The 22,406-nt window shown below is 66.3% G+C and carries 18 protein-coding genes; 7 read left to right on the top strand and 11 right to left on the bottom strand.

Annotated elements, in window-relative coordinates; genetic code table 11:
* Positions 1-13: 13 nt before the first annotated feature.
* Positions 14-1,336 (top strand): M20/M25/M40 family metallo-hydrolase, encoded by a 1,323-nt coding sequence (locus EXR94_07005; protein ID MSR02473.1) that lies wholly within the window; start codon positions 14-16, stop codon positions 1,334-1,336.
* Positions 1,337-1,635: 299 nt separating this feature from the next.
* On the opposite strand, the gene EXR94_07000 is transcribed toward EXR94_07005, so the two are convergent.
* Complete coding sequence (locus EXR94_07000; GenBank protein MSR02472.1) at positions 1,636-1,938, bottom strand: hypothetical protein; 303 nt, start codon at positions 1,936-1,938, stop codon at positions 1,636-1,638.
* Between EXR94_07000 and EXR94_06995 the strand changes: the two genes are divergently transcribed.
* The gene (locus EXR94_06995; GenBank protein MSR02471.1) at positions 1,921-2,484 is read left to right on the top strand and encodes a hypothetical protein; all 564 of its coding nucleotides are present in this window, start codon (positions 1,921-1,923) and stop codon (positions 2,482-2,484) included. The two genes, EXR94_07000 and EXR94_06995, sit on opposite strands and share 18 nt — an antisense overlap.
* A gap of 41 nt (positions 2,485-2,525) precedes the next feature.
* Here the strand turns inward: EXR94_06995 and EXR94_06990 are convergent, their stop codons facing one another.
* Positions 2,526-2,993 carry a hypothetical protein gene (locus tag EXR94_06990; protein ID MSR02470.1) on the bottom strand — a complete coding sequence of 156 codons (468 nt, stop codon included), beginning with the start codon at positions 2,991-2,993 and terminating at the stop codon, positions 2,526-2,528.
* A 35-nt stretch (positions 2,994-3,028) separates the two neighbouring features.
* Positions 3,029-4,792: a CocE/NonD family hydrolase gene (locus EXR94_06985; GenBank protein ID MSR02469.1), complete on the bottom strand. Its 1,764-nt coding sequence runs from the start codon at positions 4,790-4,792 to the stop codon at positions 3,029-3,031.
* 102 nt (positions 4,793-4,894) lie between these two features.
* Between EXR94_06985 and EXR94_06980 the strand changes: the two genes are divergently transcribed.
* The gene (locus EXR94_06980; protein ID MSR02468.1) at positions 4,895-5,338 is read left to right on the top strand and encodes a hypothetical protein; all 444 of its coding nucleotides are present in this window, start codon (positions 4,895-4,897) and stop codon (positions 5,336-5,338) included.
* Between the two features lie 16 nt (positions 5,339-5,354).
* Here the strand turns inward: EXR94_06980 and EXR94_06975 are convergent, their stop codons facing one another.
* From EXR94_06975 to EXR94_06960, 4 genes are all read right to left on the bottom strand, one after another.
* Positions 5,355-8,648 carry a glycosyl hydrolase gene (locus EXR94_06975; protein ID MSR02467.1) on the bottom strand — a complete coding sequence of 1,098 codons (3,294 nt, stop codon included), beginning with the start codon at positions 8,646-8,648 and terminating at the stop codon, positions 5,355-5,357.
* 309 nt (positions 8,649-8,957) lie between these two features.
* A complete protein-coding gene (locus EXR94_06970) occupies positions 8,958-11,009 on the bottom strand; it encodes a S9 family peptidase (GenBank protein MSR02466.1) in 2,052 nt (683 codons plus the stop codon).
* Positions 11,010-11,115: 106 nt separating this feature from the next.
* Positions 11,116-12,564, bottom strand: coding sequence for an aminotransferase class III-fold pyridoxal phosphate-dependent enzyme (locus tag EXR94_06965; protein ID MSR02465.1), 1,449 nt, complete (start codon positions 12,562-12,564; stop codon positions 11,116-11,118).
* On the bottom strand, positions 12,491-12,934 hold the full coding sequence (locus EXR94_06960) for a hypothetical protein (protein ID MSR02464.1): 444 nt from the start codon (positions 12,932-12,934) through the stop codon (positions 12,491-12,493). Before EXR94_06960 ends, EXR94_06965 begins: the two co-directional genes overlap by 74 nt.
* Before the next feature lie 85 nt (positions 12,935-13,019).
* On the opposite strand from EXR94_06960, the gene EXR94_06955 reads away from it, so the two are divergent.
* Positions 13,020-14,864 (top strand): S9 family peptidase, encoded by a 1,845-nt coding sequence (locus EXR94_06955; GenBank protein ID MSR02463.1) that lies wholly within the window; start codon positions 13,020-13,022, stop codon positions 14,862-14,864.
* On the opposite strand, the gene moeB is transcribed toward EXR94_06955, so the two are convergent.
* Genes moeB through thrC form a run of 3 tightly spaced genes read right to left on the bottom strand, consistent with a single transcriptional unit; the run spans position 14,861 to position 17,564 of the window.
* Entirely contained in the window at positions 14,861-16,018 is a 1,158-nt protein-coding gene (moeB, locus tag EXR94_06950) for a molybdopterin-synthase adenylyltransferase MoeB (GenBank protein ID MSR02462.1), read from the bottom strand. The genes EXR94_06955 and moeB overlap by 4 nt on opposite strands.
* Before the next feature lie 5 nt (positions 16,019-16,023).
* Positions 16,024-16,308: a MoaD/ThiS family protein gene (locus EXR94_06945; GenBank protein MSR02461.1), complete on the bottom strand. Its 285-nt coding sequence runs from the start codon at positions 16,306-16,308 to the stop codon at positions 16,024-16,026.
* Positions 16,309-16,316: 8 nt separating this feature from the next.
* Positions 16,317-17,564 (bottom strand): threonine synthase, encoded by a 1,248-nt coding sequence (gene thrC / locus EXR94_06940; protein ID MSR02460.1) that lies wholly within the window; start codon positions 17,562-17,564, stop codon positions 16,317-16,319.
* Between the two features lie 385 nt (positions 17,565-17,949).
* Here thrC and EXR94_06935 point away from each other — a divergent pair, with 385 nt between their 5' ends.
* From EXR94_06935 to EXR94_06925, 3 genes are all read left to right on the top strand, one after another.
* Positions 17,950-19,248, top strand: a complete 1,299-nt coding sequence (locus tag EXR94_06935; protein ID MSR02459.1) for a hypothetical protein — start codon at positions 17,950-17,952, stop codon at positions 19,246-19,248.
* 2 nt (positions 19,249-19,250) lie between these two features.
* Positions 19,251-20,123 (top strand): alpha/beta hydrolase, encoded by an 873-nt coding sequence (locus EXR94_06930; protein ID MSR02458.1) that lies wholly within the window; start codon positions 19,251-19,253, stop codon positions 20,121-20,123.
* A gap of 126 nt (positions 20,124-20,249) precedes the next feature.
* Positions 20,250-20,669, top strand: coding sequence for a hypothetical protein (locus EXR94_06925; GenBank protein MSR02457.1), 420 nt, complete (start codon positions 20,250-20,252; stop codon positions 20,667-20,669).
* Here EXR94_06925 and EXR94_06920 read toward each other — a convergent pair.
* Complete coding sequence (locus EXR94_06920; protein ID MSR02456.1) at positions 20,666-22,369, bottom strand: M28 family peptidase; 1,704 nt, start codon at positions 22,367-22,369, stop codon at positions 20,666-20,668. The two genes, EXR94_06925 and EXR94_06920, sit on opposite strands and share 4 nt — an antisense overlap.
* Between the last annotated feature and the right edge of the window lie 37 nt (positions 22,370-22,406).

The raw sequence follows: 22,406 nt of genomic DNA, 5'->3' as shown, positions 1-22,406 counted from the left end.
GTATCTTTGCGGCATGACCCGACTCTGCCTCATCGCCACCCTGATCGCCGGGGCCTCGTTCACCAGCGCCCGGGCCCAAGCGCTCTCACCACTCGAGTCCCGGATCCGGGCGGCCGTTGCGGCCCACTACGATTCGGCCGTCGGGTTGCTCCAGCGCACCGTGGACATCCCGAGCGGTACGCTCAACTTGGCCGGCGTCCGGGCCGTCGGCCAGGCATACCAGCGTGAACTGACGGCGTTAGGTTTCACGACCCGTTGGGCTGCAATGCCGGCCTCGCTCGGTCGGGCCGGTCACTTGGTGGCCGAGTGGCGCGGTCCCCAGTTCGCAACCGGGGGCAAGCGGATCCTGCTGATCGGCCATCTCGACACGGTGTTCGAAGGCCAGGGACAGCGATTCGTCCAGCGGGATTCGGTGGCCCGGGGCGCCGGAGCGGCGGATATGAAGGGTGGCAACGTGGCGATGATCCTGGCGCTCCAGGCCCTGAAGCAGGCCGGCGCGCTCGATCAAGTCCAGGTCATCGTCGTCATGACGGGCGACGAGGAAAGCGCGGGGCGGCCGCTCAGTGTCTCCCGGAAAGACCTCCTCGATGCGGCCCGCCGGAGCGACGTGGCCCTCGCGTTCGAAGGGGGCGACGCCCGCACCGCCACGATTGCCCGCCGGGGTGCCTCGGGTTGGATTCTCACCGTCCGGGGCCGCCAAGGCCACTCGTCGGCCATTTTTCGGGACGGGTCCGGTTACGGCGCGATCTTCGAGGCCGCCAGGATCCTGAACGAGTTTCGAGAACGGCTGTCGAAGCAGCCGTACCTGACCTTTAATCCAGGCACCATCGTCGGAGGCACCGACGTGTCGTTCGACAGCACCGCGGTGAGCGGCAAGGCGGCGAGCAAAACCAACATCATCGCCAAGCATCTGGTGGTCCAGGGCGATCTTCGCTCGCTGACGCCGGGGCAGCTCGACTCGGCTCGAACGGTGATGAGAGAGATCATTGCGAACAATTTGCCGGGTACGACCGCCACGATCTCCTTCGAGGACGGGTATCCCGGGATGCCGCCCACCGACGGCAACCGGGCCATTCTCGCGATCTTCGATCGGGTGAGCCAGGATCTTGGCTACCCGGCCATCGAGGCCCTGCCACCCGAGCGGCGCGGGGCCGGCGATGTGTCGTTCGTCGCGCCGATCATCGATGCGATCGACGGCCTCGGCGTGGAGGGGTTCGGGGCCCATGCTCCTGAGGAGGGGGTCTATCTCCCGTCGCTCAAGATGGCGGCGGAGCGGGCGGCGGTGTTGATGTTCCGGCTTTCCCGCCCCGCGCGGCCGGCCACCAGCGACCAGTAAGTCGCGGTGGCCCGGCCCGGGCGTCTACTTGGACTGCGCCGCCTCCGAAGAGCGCCCCGATACCGCGAACGATCCAACCACCCCGGCGTGATCCGACGGCCAGATTGGCCCGGCCGGTTCCCGGACGCGCTCCCAAGGCAGGATCCCGACCCGGCGTACGCTTCCCCGAAGGTCCTTCCCGCAGTCGAGTCCCCGGACGAAAAGAAGTCGATTCGGCTTTGGCAGTGCGGCGCGGGGTCCGACAGGTCCGGCTGGAAGCAGCCACCGGTCAATCCGCTATCATTCGGCTTGAGTGCAAGCTAGGCATCGGTGAAGCCCGCGCCCCGGAGAACTTGGTCCATGGGAGAACCGGTCACGTCGTTAAGGTCGCCGAGAACGATGGCCCGGGGGGTCGACCCGAGGACTCCGGCGATCTCGGCGACTTGGGCGGCCCAAAGTCGGCTCACCAATGGAGAGCTCCCGGGTCCGAGATCGGCTTCGAGATGCGTCGTGACCAGGGTGACATGGAGGTCGCCGATGGTGACCGGCGCCGCGATGAAGCCAGCCTTTTTGTCGATTCCCGGTGCGAGGACGCCGATATTGTTTTGGAAAGTACGCGCCACGAGGCCCGCTTCCGTTCGCACGCGGGTGGTGTCGATCAGCAGCACGTCCCGATCGATCAATTCGATCCCTGGCAGCGGTTGGAAATGGGCACCCACGACGGCGGCAACCCCTATCGCCAATACGACCACACGACCGGCACCACCGGACCGCTATGCGATCCCGGCCGGCCGATCAACGAGTCAAGGGCCAACTCTGGCCTTCGAGAGTTCCCGAAGGCCCTGCCGGCATTTATCTGGTATCCCTACCCGGCGTCGCCCGATTTTCCAGCGACCGGTACCAGCGGCCGGTCCGCGATGGCGGGACCGGTGTTTCGGGCGGAGCGTTATCCTGGGGGCGGCGCGGTGCCCGGGTACTACGACGGCAAGCTGCTGATCTACGACTGGATTCGAAACTGGATGAAAGTGGTGACGTTGACCGCCGGCGGCGACTACGAGGCAATGGAGCCATTCCTGCCCGGGGTGAAGTTCGCGGCACCGATCGATGTGGAACTTGGACCGGACGGGAGTCTTTACGTCCTCGAGTACGGGATCGGGTGGTTCAAGTAGAATTCGGACGCTGGGCTATCTCGGATCGCCGCGGTGGCCCGCTAGAATCCCGCCACATTCCACGCCCCGTTTACCTGTTCGAGCGTCACGAACCAGGAATTGGCCTTGGTTTCGAAGGTGACCATGCCGCGGTTCTCGTGAATCTTCACGCTCTTGATCCTGGCCTGGAGGTCGGCGGGCTCGGCGGGCAGGTCAGCGAGCATCATGCTCTTCGTGTCCTGGTATTCCGGCGTGGGTTGGTCGGATTCCTGCCGGATCCGTACCGCTTGCTCGGCGGTCGTGAGTTGTCCCAACATGTCCTGGTCCGCTCCACGAAGGGCGGCCAGGAAGTCGATCGCGAGTTTGGCGTCCGGACTGCTCTGGGCGGCTTCGCCCGTCAGGGGTACGTCGCCGCCCTTGAGGATGAGGCCCGCGATGGTATCTCGCTGGATGAACCCGACGATGACGACGACCAACACCAGAAGGCCCAGGATCAACCGGGCGGGACCACGTTTCGCGGGAGTGCTCATAACGATGTTCCTATTCGATCGAGGGTAGGTCGGGGCTACCGGGGTACCACCGGCAACGTGAGCCGCGACGGGCGGTTCCGGTCGTGCCAAATCGTTTGGTGCGCCACACTCAACTCAGACGACTGGCCGAACGGCGCGCCGGTGTTGGGATTCCGATCGTAGCGGGGAAAGTTGCTACTGGAGACCTCGAGCCGGATCCGGTGGCCTGGCAAGAACAGGTTGCTGGTGGCGCCGAGGTCGATGGTCAACTCGTAGGGTTTGCCGGGTTCGAGCGGCGCGGGAGTGGTCTTGCCTGACCGGTAGCGGGCCCGGAGAATCCCGTCGGTCAGCGCCCGGGTGGTTCCATCAGGATGGACGTCCACCAGACGGCCGGTGAAATCCGTATCCTTGGCCGAGGACGAAACCCAGAGCGTCAGCACGACCGGCCCGGTCACCTCCACCGCGGTGACCAACGGTTCCGTCGAGTACACGAGAACGTCCGGTCGCGACTCGACGGCCCGCTGATCGGTTGGCGCCCGGGAATAGGCGCCGGTGGCGCCGGTCGGCACCGGATTCGCCGGATCGTAGTCGAACCGATCGGGTGCCTCGGCCGGAGCGGGCGCCACTTGGCTCAATCTCCGGCCGCCGCCCAGATAGTATTCGGTCTGCCGAGCCCGAGCGAGCGGCCACTCCGACTCATCGCGCCACCGGTTCTCACCCATCACGAAGATCCGGACCGGTGCACCCGAATAGTCCGACTCGTTACCCGCCCGCATCCAGTGATCGAACCACCGGACCATCAACTCGAACGACTCGAGGCCGGCGTCGGCCCCGTAGCTGACCGTCCCAATCGTTGTCGAGCCGACGGTAGGCCTAGCGTGGGTCCACGGGCCGACGATCAACCGCTGATTTCGGCGGGCCCGGTCGGTCCCGGCCCCCGACCGAAGGCCCGAGAAATTCCGGAGGGTGCCGTTGAGCAGCGCGTCGTACCACCCGGTCAGGTGGTAGGCCGGCACCTCGAACCGTGAGTAGCGCGCCGCCACGTCGAACCGGGCCCAATAGTCATCGTAGGACGGGTGCGCCAGCATCTCGAAATAGCCCGGCATGGATCGTTTGAGGTCGAGTGCGTCCATCGCCACCAGCGGAAGGTCCCAGAGCCAGCGGGTCTGGAGGAGCTGCCGGTCGGCCGGCGACAGCCCGATTTCGCCGTCCCGGTCGGCGGTCGGTTGGAGAACCCGGCGGCGGACATCCATGGCTTGGCCGAGATTCCAGGACAGACCGTCCGCGAGATAGAACGCGCCGCCCTGGAACACCATGTCGTACCGGCTGGCGTAGGACGCGGAGGGAAACAATGCCACCAGATGCGGCGGGCGGAGCGGCGCCGCGAGCAGTTGGGTCGTGGCGCTGTAGCTCCCGCCGAACATCCCGACCTGGCCATCGACCCACGGCAAGCCGGCCAGCCATTCCACCGTGTCGTAGCCGTCCGTGCCCTCATCGTGCGGGCGGGCCGCGCCATCGGACATATAGCGGCCCCTGGTATCCTGGACCGCCACCACGAATCCCCGCGCCGCTAACCGGCGGAACCGGTCATCGCCGGGGCCCGGGTTCTTCGAGTAGGGCGTTCGCTGCAGCAAGGCCGGAAACCGGCCGGCGGTGGCGGGCCGGTAGAGATCCGCTCGGAGGACCACGCCGTCACGCATCCGGGCCTCGAGGTTCTTCTCGACAACGACCGCCAGGTCCTGGCACTCGGCCGGACCCGGAGTCCCGGAGAGCGCCGACCACACGAGCCCGGCCACCAGCGTCACCAGCGTCACCCGCATCAGATCGATCCTCGAGGAATAAGCCCGCCGCTCCTATGCTACCGTCGAGAGGAGTGACCGGCAACCGTCGCGTTCGCCCGCCGGGCATGATAGGTTCCGGAGATGAAATACCTCATCTTGGTTGTCGCCCTCGCTGGTTCAATCGCTCCGGCAGCCCGGGGCCAGTCGCCGGAAGAGCTCGACCGAGCCCTCAACCGGCTCGTGAGTGACTACATCGATCTTTACACCAAGGAAACGCTGCCGCAGTGGCGATCCTTGTTCCTCCCCACGTTCTCGGTGGCATCGACTACCGCCGCGGGGGCGGTCTCGGTTCGGGGGCTGGATCAATTCTACGGGTCGCAGGAGCGCGGTTTTGCCACCACCCAGAAAATGGGCGAGCGGCTCGAAAACGTCCGGATCGAGCGCCGAGGCCGGATGGCGAGTGTCTGGGCGGACTTCGTCTTCTGGCAGAACGACGAGTCGAGCCGAGGCCGGCTGGTGCTGCTGGCAATCCATCAGCGCGAGGGGTGGCGGTTCCACGCGCTGATGTTCTCCTACCAGGATTAGGGCGAACCCGACCCCATCAGGGAACCGGCACCCGCCTCCCCGGAGTCCACGGAGCGCCCGCCGCTTCGAGCGCGGCTTCAATCTTCACCAAATCCCCCTCGACCACCTCCGCCAGCGCGCGCGCCACCACCCCAAACTCGGCCGTGGCCACCTCGATCTCCCGGCGCTGGGTGGCCGTCGGGGTTTGTCGGGTCTCCCAATGCCCGCCGATGACCTCGCCGACGCGATCTTGAATCGACGGGACCGCCGACTCGTCGAGCCGCCGCCGGATCGGATCGCCCCGCAGCCGGAGGCTCAATGCCGAGAAGGTCCGGGTCACCGAATCCATCCGAGCCGAGAGACCGGGATCGGCCCGGGGGGCCTCCACCAAAGCGGCCCGCATATAGCGGAGCCGTTCCCGGGCCCGGTCGATCTCCGCACCAGCCCCGTTCAGTTTCCGCATCAGTTCGGCGACCTGGTGCTGGAAGGCCGCGACCGCGACATAGTCGGTCCCGGGTAGGGCGTTAGGCACCGGCTTGACCTCGAAACCTTGCGGTTCCCCGATTCGGCGGGCACCGGCCGCCGAGACGATCATCAATTCCGCCGTGTACCGGCCGGGCGCCGCCAGCGGGCCCAGCGGGGAAGACTCCCACGGTGCCCGGAATCCGGGCTGACTGAATTCGCCCGGGTCCGGAGCCGGCCCGCGGAGATCCCAATTGACCCGATGCAAACCGGCCGCCCCGGACCCGACGATCCATCGGACCGGGCGGCCGGCGGCGTCGGCAATCCGGATCAGGACCCGCGGCGCGGTCTCGGCCGCCTCGGCGCGGAGCTGGTCAAACCCCGGAAACGGCGTGTCTTTGGCCCCGTCCCGAAGCGCCCGCTCGGCGGCCTCCCGGCGTTCCCGAGCCGTGGTCAGTGCTTCGCGGAGGTAGTAGGTGAAGATCGCCCCCATCGGTGGATTGGCCGCGGTGTAGTCGTCGCTCCCGGCCTCCGGCCGACCCGCCGCCTGGCCAAGCTGAGACGGAACGAACCACCACGCATCCCGGACCGAAAAGAGCCGAGCCTCGGCGGCAAACGCGGCGGGGCCGAACTCTCGGAGCGGGGCGTAGTCATCGAGAATGTAGAAGCCGCGTCCGAAGGTCGCGCCGACCAGATCGTTATCGCGGCGGTGAATCTTGAGATCTCGGAATGAAATCGTCGGGACCCCGCCACTCAGTTTGACCCAGTTGGCGCCCCGGTTGATGGTGAAGTAGATCCCGGATTCGGTGCCGGCAAACAACAGGTCGGGCTTCACATGGTCCTGCTGGATGCTCCAGACCAAGGTGCCTTTGGGAAGATCACCGGTAATCGGACGCCAGGTCCGGCCCGCGTCGGTCGTCTCGAAGAGGTACGGAGAGAAGTCGCCGATCTTGTGGGCATCCGCGGCCACGTAGGCCGTCCGGGCGTCGAACAGCGAGGCCTCGACGTCGTTGATGAACGAGAGCAGAGGCAGCCCGGGTAACGGCGCGGCCGGGATCCAGTTCTGCCCGCCATTCGCCGACACCTGGACCGTTCCGTCGTCGGTGCCGACCATCAGAACGCCGGCTTGGACCGGCGACTCGGTGATCGCGGTCAGGGTCGCATACTTCGACATCGCGCTGTTGTCGTGGAGCGCATCGACGCTCCAGACCCGGCCCATGAACCGACGCTCGTAGCGATTGGCGCCCTGGGTCAGGTCGCCGCTGATCGCCGTCCAGCTGCTCCCGCGGTCCTCGCTCCGCCAGACCCGTTGCGAGCCGAAATAGACCCGATCGGGATTGTGGGGACTCAAGAGAAGCGGCGAATCCCAATTCCACCGCTCGGGCGGGTCGCCGGGCGCCGGCTGGGGCCGGATGTTGAGTCCCTCTTCGGTCCGCCGATCTTTCCGGTAGAGGTTTCCCTCTTGGCTCATCAAGTACAGGATGTTGTCGTCCCGCGGGTCGATCGCCACGCCGTAGCCATCGGCCCCGAACGGGACATACCAGTCTTGATTCCGGATTCCGTCCCGGTTCATGGTGCGGGACGGACCATGCTGGGTCCCGGCGTCCTGGGCCCCGCCGAGCACTTGATAGAAGGGGACCGTATTGCTCAAGGCCACTTTGTAGAACTGGCCGAGCGGCAGGTTCCGGAAATGCCGCCAGGTGGCGCCCTCGTCGAAGCTTTCGTAGACCCCCGAGTCGGTCCCGGCGAGGAGGTGCCTCCCGTCGGCGGGATCAATCCAGAGGGCGTGGTTGTCGCTGTGCTTCTCGTGGCCGGTTTCGAGATAGTCGAATGTGGCGCCGCCGTTCCGGGTCACGTGGAAGAACACGTCCATCTGGTAGACCCGGTTCGGATCGGTTGGCGAGGCTTCGATTTCCTGGTAATAGTGCGGCCCGGTCCCGCCCGAGATGTACCCGTTTCGCTTGTCCCAGCTTTCCCCCTTGTCACGGGAACGATAAAAGCCCCGTTCCCCCTCCCCCGCTTCGATGGTGGCATAGACGAGACTTGGATCGGCTGCGGTCACCGCCAAGCCGATCTTTCCCATGTCGCCCTTGGGGAGGCCGGTCGCGAGTCGGCGCCACGTGACCCCGCCATCGGCCGATTTGTAAATCGCCGATTGAGGACCACCGCCCAGGAAGCCCCACACATGGCGGCGGCGCTGATAGGCCGCCGCATACACTACCTCGGGATTCGACGGATCGAACTCGAGGTCCGTCACCCCGGTATGCTCGTCGATCTGGAGCACCGGCGTCCACGTCACCCCGCCATCCTTCGAGCGGTAGACTCCACGTTCACCGCCGGCCGACCAGAGCGGGCCCTCGGCGGCCACCAGCACCACATTGCCGTCTTTCGGATGAACCAGGATCCGGCCGATATGCTCCGACTTGGCCAGCCCCATCCGCTGCCAGGTCCGGCCACCGTCGCGACTCCGGTACACGCCGTCGCCCCAGCCGACATGACGACCGCTCACATTCTCACCGGTGCCGACCCAGACGATCTCGGGGTTGGACGGATCGAGGGTAATCTCGCCGATGGAGTAGGAGGGCTGGTCGTCGAACACCGGCGTGAAGGTGGTGCCCGCGTTGGTGGTCTTCCACACGCCGCCGGAACCGGCCGCGACGTACCACGTGGACTTGTCGCGCGGGTTGACCTCGAGGTCGGCGATCCGGCCGCTCATGAGGGCCGGCCCAAGACTCCGCACCATCAAGCCGGCCGCTGCCTTCTTAATCGCATTGGTATCAGGTACTTGGGCGCCGGACGAGCCGATGAAGCCGGCACTGATCGCAACCACGAGCAACCCGCCGCGTCGGATGGAGTGAGGATTTGTCATTCGGCAAGGCTAGCACGCGGGACTGGCTCAGCGCAACCGTCGGCCCACGTTTATCCCTTTCGGCGCCGGAGAGTACCCTCGGATACCCTCCACGGAGCCTTGATGAACCTGATCGCCCGCGTCAAAGCCATCCTCCTCTCGCCGAAAACCGAGCGGGCCGTCATTGACGGCGAGCCGGCCACCGTCGCCTCCCTGTACACCGGGTACGTGGTTCCGCTCGCCGCGAATGCTGCTCGAGGGCCGGCGTGTCCGGGTCCCGCCGTAAGGCATCGATCACGGCCGCCAGACGGGCGGAACCCGGCACGGCCATCAGGGAACCAAACGGCGGAACTTCGCGAACCACCCTTCGAGTGTGGTGATCTTGGAGGCCTCGTGGCTCGGCCGGCGGCGAATGCCGTGCGGTTCCTCGGGCACTCGGACCAGCACCGACTCCACCCCAAGCATCTTGAGCGCCTTGTAGTACTGCTCGGATTCGGACATCGGGGTTCGGAAGTCTTCCTCGCCGGTCATCACCAACGTCGGCGTCTTGACGTTCTTGACCACCGAGAGCAGCGAGCGCTTGGCGTAATTCTCGGCGTTGTCCCACGGGAAGCCAGGGAACCAGTTATTGACCGAGGACGGCGCCATGTCGGCGGTCAACGAGAAGCTCTCCCAGTTGATCACCGGATAGAAAGCCAGCGCCGCCTTGAACCGGTTGGTGTGGCCGATCATCCAGGCCGTCAGCACGCCGCCGCCACTCCCGCCGGTCACGAAGAGATTGTCCGGATCGACGTACCCCTTGGCCACGACGGCATCGACCCCCGAGTTCAGATCGAAGAAGTCATCGCCGGGGTAGGCATGGTGAATCAGGTTCCCGAATTTCTCGCCGTAGCTGGTACTGCCGCGGGGGTTGGTGTAGAGGACCACGTACCCCGCGGCGGCCATCAACTGCTTTTCCTCGTCGAACCGATCGCCGTAGTTCGCAAACGGCCCGCCGTGGATTTCGAGGATCATCGGATACTTCCGGCTCGGGTCGAAGCCCGGGGGCTTGATGATCCAGCCCTGGATCGGCAGGCTGTCCTTGGATGACTTCCACCAGATCTCCTCGACCTGACCGATGGCCCGATCGGCGAGCACGTCGGCATTGATCGCGGTCACGATCTTGGCGGCCGCCGCCGCGATCGGCGTGGGACGGACCACCGCCACCTCGGACGGCTGACCGGTGGTACTCCACGAGAAGGCAATACTGCCGTCCTTCGACACACTGAAGCTCCCGCCCGAGTAGGCCGAGGTGCCGGAGCCCAGGTCTTTCGCAACGACCCGGACGGTCCCGTCGAGCGCGATCAGGTTCACCTTGGTGTTCCCGCGGTCGTCAACCTGGACGTAGACGCCCTTGCCGTCCGCGGCCCACACCGGACTCCCGACGCTGTTGTCGATCCGGGACGAGAGGACCCGCTTCCCGGAACCATCCCGGTTCATCAAGTAGAGCAGGGTGTTCTGGTAGCCCTGCTTCCGGTCGTCGTACCCGGTGTAGGCAATCAGCCGGCCGTCGGGTGACACCGCCGGGCTTTGGTCGGGACCGAACCGATCGGTGAGCCGGCGGAGGGCGCCATCCTTGACCGCCACGGCAAAGAGTTCGGACTCGCGGGAATTCCACTCCGGGTTCTCGCCCCGACGGGCGGAGATGAGGACCTCGGCGCCGTCAGGCGCCCACGCGATACTGCCACCGCCATAGGGCGTCCCACCGTGGTTGAAATCACCGCTGGTCAACTGCCGGGCCGTGCCGCCCTCGGCCGGGACCACGAACACATGGACGAAACCGGTTGGCACCTCGCCGACACCGTCGAAGCGGAAGACCAGCTTGTCGGTGTATTTCGGCGGGGGCGCCCAGGTGGCCCCCGGCGGAGCCGCGAGCGGCTGGCCGACGACCAACGCCGGCTTTCGAACCAGACTGAGAAACGCGATCCAGTTCCCATCGGGCGACCACGTCGGGGTCGTGGGAGGACTCATCGTGTTGGTGACGGGCTGGGTGAGCCCACCGTCCAACCAGCGGACGTACACCTGGGGCCCGCCATCCTTATCGCAGAGGTAGGCAATCCGTTTCCCGTCCGGCGCCCACCGCGGATGTGACTCCACGAACTTGCCGGTGGTGAGGGGCCGGTGATCCGAGCCGTCGGCTTTGACGAGCCAGAGATTCGAGTACCGGCGGTCGGTCATCGGATCCTGCCACTGACGGACGTAGACGATCAGCTGTCCGTCCGGAGAAATCTGAGGATCGGCGACGTACTCGAGCTGGAAAATGTCCGCGGGAGTGAGTTTCTGTTGGGCCGCGGCGGGCACCGCCAGCAACAGCAGCCAAACGAGAAGCCGAGTGAATCGCATCGGACCTCCTGGATAGGAATGTGGGAGGATCGGGAACTGTCAGCATGTTAGCGCGCAAAAGGGTCGGAGACAACAGCCTGCAGTTTGAGCCGACCGGCCGGCTGACTCAGGCCAGTCCGCCCTCTTCGATCAGGGCCCTGACCGCACTCTCGAACGCCGCGACGGTCCGGTCGACATCGGCCTCCGAATGGGCGGCTGAGAAGCAGAGCGCCTCGCCCCGCATCGTCGCGATCCCGCGCTCCAGGAGATGGAGATCGAGCCGCTGGTGCCGGGGTGTGGATGCCGGATCCATCAGCTTCGCGGTAGCCGCGGGAGCCGCGGTATCGTCCACCGGATCCTGGTCGACCGGCCCGAGATAGAGCTGGACGATCGACCGGCCATAGCACCGCGCCGGTGCCCCGATCCGGCGGAACATCGCGTTGACATCCCGCCGGAATCGATCGGCTCGCGCTCGTGCCGTTCGCTGCGGTGTGCCATCGGGATAGAGATCGCACGCCGCGATCCCGGCAGCGCAACTGATCGGGACGGCATTCCAGGTGCCGCCATGAACCACCCGGCGGTCGGCCGCCGCGGAGGGGCTCAACGCCGCCAGCAAATCAGCCCGGCCGAGCAGTGCGCCGGCTGCGAGGCCGCCGCTCGCCGCCTTCCCAATCGTGGTGAGATCCGGCACAATCCCAACGACCGATTGCCAGCCACCGGGCGCTTCCCGAAACCCCGTCACCACCTCGTCGAGCAGCAACACCGTCCCGAATCGCCGACAGAGCTCCGGCAAGGCCTGGAAGAATGCGACGCTGGTCGGGGCCCGGCCCGAGGTCCGCCCGCCGCCGCCCTCGATCAATACCACCGCGACATCCCGGTTCACCAAGTGCTGTTCCACCAAGCCAAGATCGTTGGCCGGAATGACGGTTACCTGATCGTCGATCGCCCCAGGGGCGCCCTTCGGCGCCAGCTCATCGGCCCAGCCGTGGTAGTTGTGCTGGAACTTGAGGAGCTTCCGTCGGCCGGTACTGGCCCGGGCAATCCGAATCCCCATCTGGTTGGCTTCCTGGCCTGACGCGCAGAACTCAATCCGCTCCGCTGTCGGCATCAGAGCTCGAATCCGCTCGGCCCATTCCACTTCGAGTGGGTGGTTGTCCCCGTAGTGAAGGCCGAGCGCGGCTTGGCGCTGAATGGCCTCGACCACCGCGGGATGCGAGTGGCCAAGCACCAGCGAGCCGTGCCCCATGACGTAGTCGAGGTATTCGTGTCCGTCGATGTCCCACTTCCGGGCACCGGCCGCCCGCACGATGTAGGGCCGGTACGGGTTGTGAACCCGGGAGAAGTGGGTGGCGCCTTGGGCCGGAAAGAGCGCGGTGGCGCGGGCATGGAGCTCGGCGGACCGAGGGTGATGCCGGCGGTAGGCTTCGATTGCTGAATCAGGGGTCGGCACAAGCGCTCCGGAGTCGATGGGGCTGGGGTAGTCTGCACCGATCGGGGCTCCTTCACCAGAGCCCCGGCTCTTGGAGGGCGCTGTGGGCTCCGCCCCGGGCGGCCAAGGCCTCGACCGGGTCGCCATGCGACGTCACCCGATAGCCGGCCCGGCCAAGAATTCGGCTGAGGATCCCGAGCACCATCGGATCATCGTCGACCAAAAGCACCCGGCGGCCGCCCCCCAAACCGGCCTTCGGCAGCTCGGCCTTGGCCGCACTCGCTGGAGCGGGAACCGCGTCGTCGGCCGGCAGGTAGGGTGAGAACGCCGACCCGGTACCGAGCGCCGTCTCGACCTCGATCGCCCCGCCGTACCCTCGGATCACGCCATCGGCGACCGCCAAGCCAAACCCTGATCCCCGCCCCACCGGTTTCGTCGTGAAGAACGGCTCGAAGATCCGGTTCCTGGTCTCGGCACTCATCCCGCCCCCGTCGGGCCGCTTGCTTAGGATCGACATACCGCCAAGTATCGGCGGAACCCGCCCGGGGCTTGACCAGGCGAAGGCCTAGCCGTTTTCCCGGCCTGAGCGAGATTGTAGTACCATGTCACTCTTGCTCTCACTGTCGTTCGGGGCCGCGGCAGCGGCCCAGCAGCCGGTTGCCCTGACCATCGAGAACATCCAGACCCGGAGCCGCGGCGCGGTCGAAGCCGCGATGGCGCCGGACGGTCAGTCGGTGGCGGTCGTAGCCAACGCCCCGGCCGGCCGCGGGATCTTCCTCGTGGCGGCTCGGCCCGAGCCTGGCCCGCCGCGGTTCTGGATGGCCGGCAGTTCCCCGAGTTGGTTTCCCGACAGCCGAAGCATTGCCTTCCAGAGCGACGGCGATCTCTGGACCGCATCGATCGGCGGCACCGCCCGCCTCCGGGTGACGGCCGATCGCGACGACGAGCGGGCACCCGTCGTGTCGCCGGACGGCCGATTGATCGCGTTCTACTCGACCCGAAGCGGAGCCCAGGACATCTGGGTGGTCTCGGCAGCAGGCGGCGCTCCCAGGCAACTCACCCGCCAGGCCATGGCCCTCGACGATCCCCGGTTTGCCCCAGCCTGGTCCCCGGATGGGCGCTCGATCGCCTACGTGTCCAATCAAGGCGACTATTGGGCCGACGACCTCTGGGTCGTGGACGTCCAGTCCGGATCCGCCCGCCAACTTTCCCGGGGCCTGATGGCCTCAACCACGCCGGCGTGGTCACCCGACGGACGGTCGATTGCCCTCCTCTGCACTTCAAAACAAGGGTATTGGTACGAGGACCTTGCCGAGATCTGCGTCGTCGATGCGGCCACCGGCGCCGAGCGGACGGTGGCCATGCAGATTTTCGGAACCGACTGGCTCCATAGCCAGCGGGTCGTCTGGGCCGCCGACGGGCGGTCGCTCCTCTTTCCGTACCAGGAACGGGGAGCCTTCCACCTCTGGTCGGTCCCCTCGGCCGGGGGCGTGGCCACCCGGGTGTCGCACCTGGGCGGCGCCATCCGGTCCATCGACATGTCCAGCAGCGGCAACCGGATCAGTTTCATTCAATCGGGGCCGACCACCGGGCCCGAGGTATTCCTGATGGACCGGCGTGGCGGACCACCCCGGCCCCTCACCGCCTTCGCCGACCGGTGGGAGTCGGTTGAGACCCCCGAAGAGATCTCGTTCGAGAGTTACGACGGCCTCTATGTGCAGGGTTTCCTCTTTCGCCCGCCCGGCTGGAAGCCTAACGGCCGGTACCCCGCCCTGGTCCAAGTCCACGGCGGCGGTACCAACTCCTACCTCCAGACCCTGAACCTGCTCGAGCAGTACCTCGCCTCGAAAGGCTATGTGGTGCTCGCCATCAACTATCGCGGGGGCTCCGGTTTCGGGCGCGCATTCCAAGACTTGGGGGTCAACGACTGGGCCAACGGGCAAGCCCAAGACGCAGCCGCGGCCGGCCGGTTCCTCAAGGCCCAGCCCTGGTCCAACGGCAAGGTCGGGATCTACGGCTACAGCTATGGCGGGATCCAGACCATGGCGGCCATCGCGCGAGCGCCCGGCGTGTTCGACGCGGCGGTACCGATGGCGGGGATCTACGATTTCGGCGATGCCTACACCAATGCCGACCGGCTGGGCCGGATCTTCACGAAAACCGGGCACGGCGGTTCGCCCGAGGAGCGCCCTACGATCTATGCGGTGAGCAACACGCTGGCCCGGTTGCGCCACATCACCACCCCGTTGCTGGTCATGCACGGCGAGGCCGACGTCCGGGCGCCCTACCGGCAGTACCTTCGCGCCGTCGATTCGCTTCGGGCCCATCACAAGGTCTTCGAGTCGAGGAGCTACCCCGGCGAGCCACATGGGTTCCGGGACCCCGCCAACCGGATCGACCTCTACCGCCGCCTCGAGGCCTTTCTCGACCGCTATCTGAAGTCCTAAGACCCCGGCGTCAACCGATCCTGAGCAGGCAACGACGGGTCGATCTCGGCCCCCCACCACGCCAGGATCCCGCCGAGCAGATGCTCAACCCGCAGGTATCCCGCCTCGCCCAGCAAGTGCGCGGCTTGGGCGCTCCGCGCCCCGCCCTTGCAGTACACGACCACATCCCGGTCCCGGGGCACCCGGTCCAGCGACCGGAGCAGTTCGCCTAACGGCACCAGCTCGGCGCCCTCAATCCGTCCAATTTCCCACTCATGCGGTTCGCGGACATCGAGCAAGAACAGGTCGCGCCCCGCCCGGAGGCGTTCGGCCAATTCGAGCACCGAAATATCCCAGCCCTTCTTCACCTCCGGTACGGCACACTCGACCTCGAGATCCTGAAGCTCCCGGATCTCTCGGGTGCCGCACGCCGGACACTCGGGATCTTTCCGGACCTTGAGCCGCCGGAACTCCATGTCGAGGGCGTCCACCAGCAACAGCTCCCCGATCAGCGACCGCCCGATGCCGAGCAGGAGCTTGATCGCCTCGGTGGCCTGGATGGTCCCGACCAGCCCGGGAAGCACGCCAAGCACGCCGCCCTCGGCGCAGTTCGGCACCGCGCCGGCCGGGGGGGGCTGCCGGAACAGACAGCGATAGCACGGGCCGTCCTTCGTCGCGAACACCGAGGCTTGGCCCTCGAACCGATAGATGCTCCCGTAGGCGTTCGGCACTCCGAGGATGACGCAGGCGTCATTGACCAGATACCGGGTCGAGAAATTATCGGTCCCGTCGACCACCACATCGTAGCCCTGGATGATCTCGAGCGCATTGGCCGCCACCAGCCTGGTCTCATACCGCTCGACCCTGACGTACGGGTTGAGATTGAGAAGCCGCGCCTCCGCCGAGTCGAGTTTCGATTGGCCGATGGCACTCGTGCTGTGGAGAATCTGCCGCTGGAGGTTCGACGCATCGACGTGGTCGAAATCCACCAAACCGAGGTGCCCGACCCCGGCGGCCGCGAGGTAAAGCGCCACCGGCGACCCCAACCCCCCGCAGCCCACGATCAGCACCCGCGACCCCTTGAGTCGCTGTTGACCCGCGAGCCCTACTTCGGGGAGAATGACATGCCGGCTGTACCGGACGAGTTCCGGCGGCGAAAGCGTAGCGGTCGTCATGGTCGTTAGCCCCCCGCGATCGCCGACACGATACTGACGTCGTCGCCCGCCTTGACCGGGGTATCGAGCCCCCCAGCAAACCGGGCGTCCTCGTCGTTCAGATAGACGGTGACGAACTCGTTGCCGGGCAACGTCGCTTCGGTGAACCGCTTGCCGAACTCCGGGTAATCGCGGGTGACCTGATCGATCGCTTCGCGGACGGTCGCGCCGGCTACCACATGTTGCCGCTGTCCCCCCGCATGGCGGGCGAGCAGAGCGGGAATATTGACGGTAATAGCCATGAGTTTCATTCCTTGGGTTAGGCTGATTCAATGACCCGCGCCACGTCGCTCAGGCGACTCGAGGCAATCGGCAGGTCAAACAGGTCAGGAGAGACGGCATCCGGGGTCTTCAGCCCGTGAGCCGTGATGCAAAGTACTACTTCGTCGCTGGGCGCGAACTGACCCGCCCGCGCAAGCGCCAGGGCGGCCGCACAGGTCACTCCCCCGGCTGTTTCGGCAAACACACCCGAGGTCTCGGCCAGGACCCGAATGGCGTCGATCAAATCCGGATCCGAGACCGCGGCGGCGTACCCCCCGCTGGAACGGATCGCTTGGAGCGCCCGGGCTCCGTCCGCGGGAGCCCCGATGGCGAGCGACCGGGCAATCGTGTTCGGTTGGACCGGCGTGATCCGGCTTTCCCCCGCCTCGAGCGCCCGCACAATAGGGGCACATCCCGACGCCTGCGCGCCGAACAGCCGGGGACGATCGCCGGTGGCCAACTCTGCATCGAGGATTTCCCCGAAACCCTTGTGCAGTTTGCTCAAGAGCGAGCCGCCCGCCATCGGGGAGACCACCGCGGTCGGCAACCGCCACCCCAACTGCTCGGCGATCTCGAATGCCACGGTCTTGGAGCCCTCGCCGTAGTAGGGCCGGAGATTCACGTTCACGATCCCCCACCCATACCGGTCCGCGAGCTGGACGCACAACCGGTTCACGTCGTCGTAGGTGCCCTGGATCCGAAGCACCCGGGCCCCATGCACCGCACTGGCCAGAATCTTGGCGGGCTCCAAGTCCTCCGGCACCAACACCCAGGCCGGCAGGCCGGCCCGGGCCGCATGGGCCGCGACGGCAATCGCCAGGTTGCCGGTTGAGGCGCAGGCAACCGTCTCGAGACCCAGGCCAACGGCGGCGTTGATGGCCGACGCGACGACCCGGTCCTTGAACGAGAGACTCGGGTGGGACACCGTGTCGTTCTTGATCCACACCCGAGCGACGCCGAGCCGCGCGGCCAGTCGCGGAGCCTCGACCAGTGGCGTGAAACCAGTATCGAGGGAATGCACCGGCTGGCCCTCGAACGGGAGCCACTCGCGGTAGCGCCACATCGAGGGAGCCCGCCTGGCAATCTCTTCACGGGATGGCAACGTCCGCCCGGCCCGGTAGACCGGTTCGAGCGGCCCGAGACACTCCAGGCACACGGCGGACGCGACGGGTTCGTGGATGGCGGCACAGTGCGCACAGGCGAGCGGCACCGGCCGAGTGGACGATTGGAGCGAAACGACGGTCATAGGCTTTCCCCTTGCCCCACCATCCGCTGGCTCGTCCTGGCCCGGGAAACGACAAACGCCCGGTGCCAAAAAAGACACGCGGACGCGTGGCTTTTTAGCTGTGGATTAACGTGGCCAGCAATACGCCGACAAAACGCCACGGTGAACAATTGTGACCAGACGATAACGCCGAACCCCAGACCGCGCAAGCATGGCGCGATTTTGGCCGGTTCAATACCTTGCCTGACATGTTCAGTTACTCACCGTCCATGACCACGACGACCATGCGGGCCACCATGACCGGTGGCCGGGGCAACGGGCGTTACTGACGGGTTCGTGAATAACTCGAACACCACCGCCCCGCGCCTCGATCCGATGCGCGGGGGTTTCGCTGTTCGGAGACCTCATGACCGCCAGCAAAATCCCCGTCGCCATTCTGGGCGCCACCGGCACCGTGGGCCAGAAATTAGTCCGCCGGCTCGAACACCACCCCTGGTCCGAGATTCAATACCTCGCCGCCTCGGCCGCCAGCGCCGGGCGGCGCTACGCCGACGTGGTCCGGTGGCGAGAAACCACCCCACTCCCCAGCCGTATCGGCGATTTGATCGTCCAGCCAAGTGACCGCCCAACCGGCCTCCCGCTCGCGTTCTCGGCCCTCGATACCGGGGCCGCCACCACCATCGAGCCCCTCTGGGCCGGTGCCGGAACCGTCGTGGTCACCAACACGAGCCCGTTCCGCCTCGCATCCGACGTGCCGTTGGTCATTCCCGAGGTCAACGCCGAACACCTCGCACTCTTGGCCGAGCAACGGAAGCGCCGTGGGTGGCGGGGCGCGATCATCGTCAACTATCGTGACGCCTTGCGCGAACGGATTCTCGGGCAAACCCTGCTCACCGTTCGGCTGAAGACCCCGTTTCTCCTCCGGACGGTCGAGGCCACGCTCGCGAGTTGCCACGGGCACCGGGTTGCCGAGGTTCAGCGAATCGGGAAACGGCTCGCCATCCGGCTCGACCACGAGGCCTGGCTGGTGATTCACCTGATGATCGCCGGCCGGTTGCATTGGAAGCCGGCCGGGACCGCCATCGGGGCAAAGTCTGCTCTGGCCGCATTCGATTTCGGCACCGGGACCCTGCTCCTGACCGAGGCCGGGAGCAAGCGACGCGCCTCCCTGCACGTAGCCGAGGATCACGCCGCGCTCGATCAGTTCGAGCGGGGCGGACTCGACGTACTCCACGCGAGCGAGGCCGTGTTCGCCGAACGGCCGGTTCGGGGCAACCACACCCTCAAGCGAGCGCTTACCGATCCCCAGACCTTCGATGGCATCGGCAACTCGTTCTCCGATGAAATCCTCCATGCGGCCCGGATCTCACCGCTCCAGTTGATCCGGAATCTCGACGCACCGGAGGTCACCAGGCTCTACCACGCCTGCCGGCGGATCCTGACCGAGTGGACCGACCTCCTCACCAAGGATCGGAACGGTGCCTTTCCCGCTAGGGTCACCGCGTTCCGTCCTGGCATGGCGGTCCACGGCAAGTTCAGGCAACCCTGCCCCGACTGTGGCAGCCCGGTGCAACGGATTCGCTACGCCGACAACGAAACCAACTATTGTGCCCGGTGCCAAACCGAGGGCCGGCTCTTGGCGGACCGGGCGCTGTCGCGTTTGCTCAAGCAAGACTGGCCCAAATCACTCGACGAACTGGACTGACAATGCCGCTTCGGATGGCTCGCTATGCCCTGCTGGGTCTGCTGTCTGCCGCGCCACTCTCGGCCCAAACGATGATGACCGCTCGCGACCTGGTGGCCCTGCCCCAACCGGCGCCCGACACCACCATCTGGTACGGCGCGGATTCCCTCCAGTTCGGCGAATTGTTCCGGGCCAGGGGTAGCGGCAGGGCACCGGTGGTGGTCCTGATTCACGGCGGGTGCTGGCTGGCCGCGTTTGACCGGCGGCACATCCGAAGCCTGGCGGGGGCGATCGCCGCCGAAGGCATTGCGGTCTGGAGCCTCGAGTATCGGAGGGTCGGCAACCCGGGCGGCGGATGGCCCGGATCGTTCGATGACATCGGCGCCGGAACCGACTACGTCCGGCAACTCGCCCCGGCGTTCGGTCTCGATACCGGCCGCGTCATCGTGGCCGGGCACTCCGCCGGGGGGCACTTTGCCCTCTGGACCGGCGTCCGCGCCAAGCAATCCAGCGGGGCACTCCGACCCACCGCCATCCTCGCCCTGGCCGCGGTACCGGATTTGGCGTGGGCCAGGCCGGACGGAACCCAGATTTGCGGTGACGCCATTCCCCGCCTCATGGGTGGCACCGCGGCCGAGTTTCCCGACCGCTACCGCGACGCGTCGCCCGGCCGGCGACTTCCGTTAGGCATCACCCAAGCGATCCTGACCGGCGCCAACGATCAGATCGTACCGCCGGAATTGTCTCGAACCTACGCCGCCGCGGCCCGGGCCGCCGGCGACCAGGTCCGGCTGATCGAAGTACCGGCGGCCGGGCACTTCGAGGTCGTGGCCCCGAACACCGCGGCTGGCCGCGAAGTGCTCGCGATTCTCCGGGCGATGGCCCGGTCACCCTGACCGGCCCGACCTGCCCGCCCAAAACGACCCCAGACTGCGGCCCCGTTCGGCGGCCCAATCTCTTATTTCACGAATAGTTGCATTGTTCAGCCGTGGCCGGGTGCGGGACCTGCTGAGAGGCCAACCATGATCAGCAATCATGTCGTTGCCAGATTTCGGAACGGTACCCCGATGAAGGGTACCAGTCTCAACGTCGATCCGACCAAGAAGACCCGCCATATTCGGGGAACCGATCAGCAGGTGGTCGAGGTTCGATGCATCGACCTGAAGGCCCTGTTCTTCGTCAAAGATCCGACCGGGAACCCCGCGCACAACGAGGCCACCGATCCGACCCCCGGCGACCCGAGGTTAGTTGGCGAAAAGAAGATCGCGGTCCGGTTTGCGGACGGGGAAACCATCGTCGGGATGTCGAACCGGTTTCCACCCCTGGGCAACAACTTCTTCATGCTCCCGATCGACCCCAAGAGCAACAACCAACGGATCCTGGTGAACCGCGACGCCACCGTCGCGATCACGGAGGCGCCCGCGACGGCCGCCCTGACCTAACGTCCGAGCTGTTTCTCTCGCGCCGCCCGAAACTCGTTACCCGGCCGCCACTCTGGAAACCGATCGGCCTCCGCCACCCAATAGCCTACCGTCAGCAGTAACCGGAGGTCCTCCACCGCCCCGTCGAGCTTCCAGAACGGCTTGACCTGGTCCGACGGCTTGTGATAATCCTCCGCCACGTACTGCTCCCGGGCTTTGATCCCGTAATCTGCCGGCTGACCGATGTAGTCCACTCCACCCTCGGCGTACAACGCCGGCACCCCTTGCTTGGCGAAGTTGAAGTGATCGGATCGGTAGTAGTACCCCTTTTCCGACTCCGGATCGGGCCGAATCACCCGGCTCTGAATGGCCGCCGCATCCCGGATATAGTCGTCGAGTTCCGACGCGCCGAGACCAATCACGGTCAGGTCCTTGGTCCGCCCGCTCAGGTTGAGTCCGTCGATGTTGATGTTGGCCAGGGTCTTCGCCAACGGATACAGCGGCGTGACCGAGTAGTACTGCGACCCCAGCAATCCCTGCTCCTCGGCCGTCACCGCCAGGAACAGAATCGACCGCTTCGGGGCCGTCGGTAGCGCCTTGAACGCCCGGGCCAACTGCAGCATGCCGGCGGTGCCGGAGGCGTTGTCGAGCGCGCCGTTGTAGATCGAATCGCCGTTGATCTGGTCGCCGATGCCGAAGTGATCCCAGTGGGCCGTGTAGACGATGTACTCATCTTTGAGCTTGGGATCGCTACCGGTGATCTTCGCCACCATGTTTCTCGATTGGACGGTCCGGAGACCGTTCTTGATCGTCATCGAGGCCGAAACCCCGAGCGGCACCGGCGCGAAGTCCCGGGTCGATGCCTTGGCCCGGAGTCCATCGAAGTCCTGCCCGGCCATGGTGAACAACGCCTTGGCCTGGTCCAGGGTAATCCAGCCTTCGATCGGGGCCCGGCCCAGGTTCTTGTCCGGCGTCACCAAATCGAACTGCTCGCCGGTCTTGCCTTGCACCACGGCAAAGGGATAGCCGGCCGGCCCGGTTTCGTGGACGATCAGCACCGCCGCCGCCTGGTGCTTCATGCCTTGCTCGTATTTGTAGGTCCACCGGCCGTAGTACGTCATGGCTTTGCCGCCGAATTGGGTCGAGTCGGCCAGCGGCGGATCGTTCACCAGCATGACCAGAGTCTTCCCGGCGCCATCCAGTCCCTTGTAGTCGTCCCACTCGAATTCCGGGGCCTGGACCCCGTATCCGACGAAGACCATCTCCGAGTTGGCGATCGACGCCGAGTCGGCCACGTGTTTGGTCCAGGCCACGACGTCGGTCTTGAACGCCAGAACTCGCTTGTTTGAACCCTTGGTAAGAACCAACTGCGGTGTCGGCTTCGGCGTGATCCCGACCAATGGCACCTGCTGGATATAGGTTCCGTCCGGGTTGCCCGGCTCGAGGCCGATGGCCTTGAACTGTTGTTCCAGATAGGCCACCGTCCGGTCTTCGCCAGCGGTTCCGGGTCCGCGTCCCAGGAACGAGTCGGAGGCCAGCATCGTGATCTCGTCGAGCAACCGTTGCTCCTGCAGCACGGCGGTAGCCGCCTCCGGCAGCGACGGCCGGGCACCGCCGGTGTTGCCGCTGTCGCGCGGGTCGGATTGGGAACAACCCAACACTGTTAGGCACGCTACTACCGAGGCGAAAGTCTTCTGCATGGGAACCGAGCCTGTTGTCATGGGGACGAAGGGCGGGAAGAACCCGGAACCTACGGCG

The organism is Gemmatimonadota bacterium (genome assembly GCA_009692115.1).
Lineage (GTDB): Bacteria > Gemmatimonadota > Gemmatimonadetes > Gemmatimonadales > GWC2-71-9 > SHZU01.
The sequence above is the reverse complement of the archived record's forward strand: the minus strand, read 5'-3'. Positions and strand labels throughout refer to the sequence as shown.

Coding starts and splice junctions, on each gene's coding strand:
- EXR94_07005 (MSR02473.1), top strand. CDS start 14: ATGACCCGACTCTGCCTCATCGCCACCCTGATCGCCGGGGCCTCGTTC.
- EXR94_06990 (MSR02470.1), bottom strand. CDS start 2,993: ATGAGCACTCCCGCGAAACGTGGTCCCGCCCGGTTGATCCTGGGCCTT.
- EXR94_06985 (MSR02469.1), bottom strand. CDS start 4,792: ATGCGGGTGACGCTGGTGACGCTGGTGGCCGGGCTCGTGTGGTCGGCG.
- EXR94_06980 (MSR02468.1), top strand. CDS start 4,895: ATGAAATACCTCATCTTGGTTGTCGCCCTCGCTGGTTCAATCGCTCCG.
- EXR94_06975 (MSR02467.1), bottom strand. CDS start 8,648: ATGACAAATCCTCACTCCATCCGACGCGGCGGGTTGCTCGTGGTTGCG.
- EXR94_06970 (MSR02466.1), bottom strand. CDS start 11,009: ATGCGATTCACTCGGCTTCTCGTTTGGCTGCTGTTGCTGGCGGTGCCC.
- EXR94_06965 (MSR02465.1), bottom strand. CDS start 12,564: ATGGCGACCCGGTCGAGGCCTTGGCCGCCCGGGGCGGAGCCCACAGCG.
- EXR94_06960 (MSR02464.1), bottom strand. CDS start 12,934: ATGTCGATCCTAAGCAAGCGGCCCGACGGGGGCGGGATGAGTGCCGAG.
- EXR94_06955 (MSR02463.1), top strand. CDS start 13,020: ATGTCACTCTTGCTCTCACTGTCGTTCGGGGCCGCGGCAGCGGCCCAG.
- moeB (MSR02462.1), bottom strand. CDS start 16,018: ATGACGACCGCTACGCTTTCGCCGCCGGAACTCGTCCGGTACAGCCGG.
- EXR94_06945 (MSR02461.1), bottom strand. CDS start 16,308: ATGAAACTCATGGCTATTACCGTCAATATTCCCGCTCTGCTCGCCCGC.
- thrC (MSR02460.1), bottom strand. CDS start 17,564: ATGACCGTCGTTTCGCTCCAATCGTCCACTCGGCCGGTGCCGCTCGCC.
- EXR94_06935 (MSR02459.1), top strand. CDS start 17,950: ATGACCGCCAGCAAAATCCCCGTCGCCATTCTGGGCGCCACCGGCACC.
- EXR94_06930 (MSR02458.1), top strand. CDS start 19,251: ATGCCGCTTCGGATGGCTCGCTATGCCCTGCTGGGTCTGCTGTCTGCC.
- EXR94_06925 (MSR02457.1), top strand. CDS start 20,250: ATGATCAGCAATCATGTCGTTGCCAGATTTCGGAACGGTACCCCGATG.
- EXR94_06920 (MSR02456.1), bottom strand. CDS start 22,369: ATGACAACAGGCTCGGTTCCCATGCAGAAGACTTTCGCCTCGGTAGTA.